We start from the raw sequence: 6,228 nt of genomic DNA on the forward strand, positions 1-6,228 counted from the left end.
TCCAGGTCCACGTACGAGAACAACGACCCCGTCCGCTCGTCAGACCCCCGCATGCTCAACCCTCAACCCTCAAGCCTCGCTCAAGGGAGTGAATCATGCCGAGTCCTGCACCGCCACGGACTTCTTCAACAGCCTGCTAGGCGTTGCGGGCCGTCAGGCCGCCGTCCACGGGGATCACCGCGCCGGTGATGTAGGAAGCCGCCGGCAGGCAGAGGCTGACGGTGATGTGGGCCACCTCCTCGGGTTCGCCATAGCGGCCCATGGCGGTGCGGCGCCTGGCGAAGGTGTCCTTGGCGTCGGCGGGGATGGTGGCCGTCATGCCGGTGCGGATGGGGCCGGGGCAGACGCAGTTGACGGTGATCCCCTCGCGGCCGAGTTCGACGGCGAGCGCGCGGGTCAGGCCGACCACCCCGGCCTTGGCTGCGGCATAGGGGCTGTCTCGGGCGGTGGCGCCCAGGGCCTCCGTGGAGGCGATGTTGACGATGCGCGGCGCCGCCGACTTGCGAAGGTGCGGCAGGGCGGCGCGCACCACCCGCTGGTGGGCGGTGAGCAGGATCGAGAGCGAGCGGGCCCAAACGGCCTCGTAGTCGTCGCTGTCGATCGGCGAGAAGCCGGAGACCCCCGCGTTGTTGACCACCACGTCGAGGCCGCCTAGGCGCTGGGCGATCTGCTCGACGACAGCGGCGATCTCGGCGGCGTCGGACACGTCCAGCTTCCACGGATGGACGGTGAGGCCCTCATCGGCCAGGGCCTTGGCGGCGGCCTCGGCCGAGGCGACGGAATAGTCGGTGAGCGCCACCTCCGCGCCCTCCTGGGCGAAGATCCTGGCGGTGGCGAGACCCATGCCGCTCGCGGCTCCGGTGACCAGGACGCGGGCGCCCCGCAGCGAACGTCCGGGCGCGCTCACAGGCTGAGCCCCCCGTCGACGATCAGGGTCTGGCCGACCACGTAGCCGGCCAGCGGCGAGGCCAGGAAAAGGGCCGCCCCGGCCATGTCGCTGGGTTCTCCCATCCGGCCCATGGGGATTCGGTTCAGAGCTCCACGCAATCGATCGGGATGCTCGGTGGTGACCTTGGTCAGCTTGGTGTCGACCAGGCCCGGCGCCAGGCCGTTCACCCGGATGCCGTCGCCGGCCCAAGCTTGACCCAAGGTCTTGGTCAGGCTGACGGCCCCGGCCTTGGAGGCGGCGTAGGCCGGGTTGCCGCGGTTGGCCTGGTAGCCGGAGACGGAGCTGACGATGATGATCGAGCCGCGCGCACGGCTAAGCGCGTCATGGAACTTCATGGCGCAGGCCATCAGGCTGTCGAGATTGACCGCCATGACCTTGTCCCAGCCCTCCGGCCCAAACTCCCCGCGCTTGTAGACCACCGTGCCCTGGCAGAGGACGAGGATGTCCAGCGGATTTATGGCGGCGGCGGCCTCGATCTCGGCGCGGTTCCCCACATTGACCTTGGCGTAGGCCAAGCCGCTCAGGTCCGAGCCGTCCGCCGGATCGTAGTCGGCGGCCTGCGCTCGCGTTCCCCAGACATGGACCCCGGCGCCCCGCTCTCGGAAGCCGTGGGCGATCCCGTTGCCGATGCCGCTGGAGCCGCCGACGACCAGCGCCGTCTTGCCGCCAAAATCGAGGTCGCTCATGCGCCTGGCCTCCCGTTTGCGCGATCCTCCCCCGCGGCGAAAACCCGGACAAGCGTGACCCCACGGCAGGTCCGGATGTTGACGTAACTGATTGACGTTCACGTAAAGGGAAGGGCAAGCTTCGACCTCGACGGGCGGTACGGCCCGCGATCCCAGGGAGGACAGAATGACCGCCAAGCTTCGCCGCCCGGCGATGACCTTCACCATCACCCAGCTCTGCCGTGAGTTCGGCGCCACGGCGCGCGCCCTGCGGTACTACGAGGACCAGGGCCTGCTCGCCCCCGCCCGCCAGGGCATGGCGCGGGTCTATTCCTACCGCGACCGGGCGCGGTTGCAGATCATCCTCAACGGCAAGCGCGTCGGCCTGTCCCTGGCCGAAATCCGCGACATCCTGAGCCTCTACGGCCAGGGGGACGGCGAGGTGGCCCAGAACGCCCTGGCCCTGCGCAAATTCCGCGAGCGGATCGTCGCCTTCGAGCGCCAGCGTCAGGAGATCGACGAGGCCATCGACGAACTCCGCCGGGCCAGCGCTCGGATGGAGCAGCGCCTGGCCGAACAGCAGGGCGATCGCCAAGTCGCCTAGAGGCCGAGCGGTCCTCGCCACATCCCGGCGACCAGGGCCAGGAACAGCAACAGCCCGGCCAGGCTGTTGGACTTGAATAGCGAGAGCGCCAGTCCCGGATCGGCCACGTCCAGCCGGGCGGCCTGGCGCGACAGGTGCATGCCGAAGAGCGCCAGCGGCGGCAGGGCGAGCGGGCCGAGGCCCGCGGTCCAGCCGGCCGCGAGCGCCAGGGCGAAACTCGCCACATAGAAGCCCAGCACGGCTTTGGGCGCCGCCGCGCCCAGCCGCAGGGCCGAGGACTTCACCCCGGCCAGGGCGTCGTCCTCAAGGTCCTGGACGGCGTAGATCGTGTCGTAGCCCAGGGTCCAGAACACGCCCGAGGCGTAGAGCAGGGCGGCGGGCCAGCCGAGCGTCCCGCTCGCCGCGGCGTAGCCCAGCAGGGCCCCCCAGTTGAAGGTCAGGCCCAGCCAGGCCTGCGGCCACCAGGTGATCCGCTTCATGAACGGATAGGCCGCCACCAGGGCCAGCGACCCGACGCCCAGCGCGATGGCCAGCGGCGGCAGGGTCAGCAGGATCACCAGCGAGACGAGGCTGCAGGCCGCCAGGAAGGCCCAGGCCTGTTTCACCGAGATCTGGCCCGACGGGATCGGCCGGCCGGCCGTGCGCGCCACCTTGGCGTCGATGTCGCGGTCGACGATGTCGTTATAGGCGCAGCCCGCCGCCCGCATCAGGGCAGCGCCCACTAGCACCTTCAGCAGCAGCCAGGGGTCCGGCCATTGGCCGGCCTGGGCGCCCGCCAGGGCGATCCCCTGCCAGCCCGGCAGCATCAGCAGCCAGATCCCCGTCGGTCGATCGAAGCGCCCCAGCTTCAGCCGCGGCTGCAGGCGCCGCGGCGCATGGCGGTCGACCCAGTTGCTGGGCGCGGCGTCGGGAAGGGGGGCGGCCATGCGTTCAGCCTCTAGCAGAACCGCGCCGGCCTTCCAGCCGCTGTTGCATGCCGGCCACGAGGTCGGGCGACCTGACCGCGACGCCAAAGAACGCGGGTCGGTCGGATTGACAGGGGGAATCGAGGCGCGCAGGGTCTGCGTCGTCGTCCAGCCCCGCAGCGCCTGAAACAGGGAGGTGATCAGCGTGACAGCATTCAATCATCGCCCGCAGACGCCGTTCGTCGCTGTGTCCGCCCTTAAGCGGAACCGCGATTAACTCGCGACCGGGCCCCCAGCCGGGGCCGCTCTGCACCGCATCGCCAGCCTTCCGCGCGTAGCTAGACGCGTTCGCCGGCGCTCCTCGATTCCACGGATTCCCCCGCCCAGATTCAGCGCGGAGTCCGTCCGACTCAAGAGACGACATGCCTATCACCGAACCCATCTCGGTCCGTCCCAACGTCCCCGTTCCCAACCGCTACGGGGCGATGTGCACGGAGATCTACGACCTGGACAAGCCGCCCGGCTCGCTGCCCGACGTGCCCTTCTATCTCGACCGCCTTGTCGGGACGCAGGGGCCGATCCTGGAGGCCGCCGTCGGAACTGGACGCCTGCTGATCCCGCTGCTCGAGGCGGGTCTGGAGGTGAAGGGCTTCGACCAGTCGCCGGATATGCTGGCGAGCTGCCGCCGCCATTGCGCAGCGCGCGGCCTCTCGGCCGACCTGCAGCAGGCCCGCTTCCAGGACTTCGCCTACGACCACGCCTTCTCCGCGATCCTCGTGCCGGTCGCGACCTTCAACCTGATCGACGACTTCGCCGAGGGTCTGGCCGTGCTGAAGCGGTTCCACGATCACCTGGCGCTCGGCGGGCGGCTGCTCATCGACCTCATGCCGATGGGCTACCTGACCAACGAGAAGCCCGACATCCGCACCTGGACCGCCGCCAACGGCGACATGCTGCGGATCGAGGGCCGGGCGGTGGAGATCGACCTGGTCCGTCAGCGGCGCGTCACCCACGACCGCTACGAACGCTGGCGGAACGGGCGGTTGGCGGAGTCGGAGCTGGAGGTCATGGCCTTCCGCATCTGGGGGCTCGCCGAGTTCCAGTTGTCGCTCGCGGCCGCGGGCTTCGACCAGATCACGGTCGGCGCCGACCACCAGCCAGGACGACCGCCAGGACGCTCCAGCCGAATACTCAACTTCGAGGCCCGCCGACCCGCTGCGTAGCGGGGCGCGGCAAGCGGCGCCGGGATCCGTGCTCCCCCACGGGTCCCGGCGCCCAGCCTCGGACCTTCAATTTCACCCCGGCCCGGCCGGGAAATTCAGAAGTGCGTCATGACCGATTTTCTCGACGACGATGAGGACGCCAACCGTCCCCGAGTCCTGACCAACACCCAGGTGCTGGGCTTCATTGTCCGCCACTGGCTGGCCGACCCCGGCAAGTTCGCCCTGATCGTCGGCTTCATGTTGGCGGCCACCGCCGCCGACCTGGCGATCCCCTGGGCCACCCGGGCATTGATCAACGCCGTCTCCGCTCCGGAGAAGGCGACGGCGGCGGCCTGGACGGCCTGGGCCTCGCTGTCGGGCCTCTACCTGCTGTTCTACCTGATGCGCTCATCGCTGTTCCGCGCGGCCAACGGCTTCTACGCGCGGATCATGGCGCGGATCGTCAATGACGGCTTCAAGCGGGTGCAGGCCTTCTCGGCCGACTGGCACGCTTCGAACTTCGCCGGCGCCACCGTGCGCCGGGTCAGCCGGGCCATGTGGGGCTATGACAGCGCCTCCGACGCCCTGCTGATGATGCTGGCCCCGACCCTGATCGTGCTGGGCGGGCTGGCGATCTCGCTCGGCCTGCAGTGGCCCTGGGCGGGCGCCTTCGTGGCGGTGATGGTGGTGGCGTTCGGCGCCTACAACATCCTCATGTCGGTGCACTACATCCGGCCGGTGAACCTGGTCTCCACGGCGCTGGACTCCAAGATCGGCGCCACCCTGGCCGACGCCGTGGGCGCCAATCCTGTGGTCAAGAGCTTCGGCGCCGAGGACCGCGAGGAGGCCCGCTTCGGCCGCACGGTGGAGGCCTGGCGCGCGGCGGTGAACAAGACCTGGGACCGGTTCAACAATGTGGGCCTAGGCCAGAACCTGTTCCTGATCGTGCTGCAGGCGGGCCTGACGGCCTTCCTGGTCGACGCCTGGGCCAAGGGCAATGCAACCCCCGGGGATGTGGCCTTCGCCATCACCTCGTTCATCGTCATGGCCGGCTACATGCGCAATTTCAGCGAGATCACCCGCATGCTGCAGAAGGGCCTGGACGACACCCTGGACGTGGCCACCTACATGGTCACCGAGCCGCAACTGGCCGACGCGCCGGACGCCAAGACCTTCCGCGGCGAGCTGGGGGAGATGGTCTTCGACCGCGTCACCTTCGGCTACGCCAACCAGCCGCGTCCGCTCTATGACGGCTTCACCCTGGTGGTGGCGCCCGGCGAGCGGGTGGCCTTGGTCGGTCCGACGGGGGCCGGCAAGTCGACCTTCGTCAAGCTGATCCAACGGCTCTACGACGTGCAGGGCGGGCGGATCCTGATCGACGGCCAGGACATCTCCAAGGTCAGCCAGGGCTCCCTGCGGCGCGCCATCGCCGTGGTGCCGCAGGATCCCGCCCTGTTCCACCGCTCGATCGCCGAGAACATCAGCTACGCTCGGCCCGGCGCCACCCAGGACGAGGTGATCCTGGCCGCCAAGCGGGCCCGCGCCCATGAGTTCATCGCCCGCCTGCCGAACGGCTACGAGACGCCGGTAGGTGAGCGCGGGGTGAAGCTGTCGGGCGGGGAGCGCCAGAGGGTGGCCATTGCCCGGGCCTTCCTGGCCGACGCCCCGATCCTGGTGCTGGACGAGGCCACGTCCTCGCTGGACGTGGAGACCGAGCGCCAGGTCCAGGCGGCCATGGAGGAGCTGATGGTGGGCCGAACCACCATCGTCATCGCCCACCGGCTGTCGACCATCCGCGGCGCCGACCGCATCCTGGTCTTCGACCAGGGTCGCATCGTCGAGGAAGGCCGCCACGCCGAGCTGATCGGCAAGGGCGGGGCCTATGCGCGGCTGCACGCCGTCA

6 protein-coding genes are annotated in these 6,228 nt (G+C 69.7%); 3 read left to right on the forward strand and 3 right to left on the reverse strand.

The window, feature by feature from the left end:
• Positions 1-136: 136 nt before the first annotated feature.
• Both Q8Q88_RS01990 and Q8Q88_RS01995 read right to left on the reverse strand, forming a co-directional pair.
• Positions 137-907, reverse strand: a complete 771-nt coding sequence (locus tag Q8Q88_RS01990) for an SDR family NAD(P)-dependent oxidoreductase (protein WP_305673524.1) — start codon at positions 905-907, stop codon at positions 137-139.
• Positions 904-1,635 (reverse strand): SDR family NAD(P)-dependent oxidoreductase, encoded by a 732-nt coding sequence (locus Q8Q88_RS01995; protein WP_305673525.1) that lies wholly within the window; start codon positions 1,633-1,635, stop codon positions 904-906. The genes Q8Q88_RS01990 and Q8Q88_RS01995 overlap by 4 nt, the downstream gene beginning before the upstream one ends.
• A 166-nt stretch (positions 1,636-1,801) precedes the next feature.
• On the opposite strand from Q8Q88_RS01995, the gene Q8Q88_RS02000 reads away from it, so the two are divergent.
• Entirely contained in the window at positions 1,802-2,218 is a 417-nt protein-coding gene (locus Q8Q88_RS02000) for a MerR family DNA-binding transcriptional regulator (protein ID WP_305673526.1), read from the forward strand.
• On the opposite strand, the gene ubiA is transcribed toward Q8Q88_RS02000, so the two are convergent.
• Positions 2,215-3,144 carry a 4-hydroxybenzoate octaprenyltransferase gene (gene ubiA / locus Q8Q88_RS02005; RefSeq protein WP_305673527.1) on the reverse strand — a complete coding sequence of 310 codons (930 nt, stop codon included), beginning with the start codon at positions 3,142-3,144 and terminating at the stop codon, positions 2,215-2,217. The genes Q8Q88_RS02000 and ubiA overlap by 4 nt on opposite strands.
• Before the next feature lie 401 nt (positions 3,145-3,545).
• Between ubiA and Q8Q88_RS02010 the strand changes: the two genes are divergently transcribed.
• Entirely contained in the window at positions 3,546-4,346 is an 801-nt protein-coding gene (locus Q8Q88_RS02010) for a bifunctional 2-polyprenyl-6-hydroxyphenol methylase/3-demethylubiquinol 3-O-methyltransferase UbiG (protein WP_305673528.1), read from the forward strand.
• A gap of 108 nt (positions 4,347-4,454) precedes the next feature.
• A partial coding sequence (locus Q8Q88_RS02015; RefSeq protein ID WP_305673529.1) for an ABC transporter ATP-binding protein occupies positions 4,455-6,228 on the forward strand: 1,774 nt, incomplete at its 3' end.

Origin of the sequence: Phenylobacterium sp. (assembly GCF_030697925.1) — a bacterium.
Taxonomy (GTDB): Bacteria; Pseudomonadota; Alphaproteobacteria; order Caulobacterales; family Caulobacteraceae; genus Phenylobacterium.